Source organism: Luteimonas sp. TWI382 (assembly GCF_039674545.1).
Classification (GTDB): Bacteria; Pseudomonadota; Gammaproteobacteria; order Xanthomonadales; family Xanthomonadaceae; genus Luteimonas.
Genome location: NZ_JBDJNS010000066.1, coordinates 1 through 259 on the forward strand (window position 1 = coordinate 1; position 259 = coordinate 259).

Sequence of the window (259 nt, forward strand, 5' to 3'; positions counted from 1 at the left end):
GGCCACCGCGTTCTGCGCGACGCCGGCCACATCGCCGATGCGCGTGTCCAGGTCGTCCACGCGGCCTTCGACCGCCGTCACCCGCGTATTGGTCTCGAACAGCTGACCGCCATTCACCGCATCGGTGCTGTCTTCGGTGAGATCACCGGCGGCGACATTGGTGATCGCCGTGCCCTCGGCGCCGGCCAACGAGATGCGCGCCTTGTCGGTGTCGTCGTAGGCCACCGCGTTCTGCGCGACGCCGGCCACATCGCCGATG

At 69.1% G+C, this 259-nt stretch carries 1 protein-coding gene; it reads right to left on the bottom strand.

Translation table 11 applies throughout. The features are described from left to right. The coding region (locus ABE505_RS17110; protein ID WP_346458294.1) for a hypothetical protein at nucleotides 1-259 on the bottom strand (259 nt) is incomplete at both ends.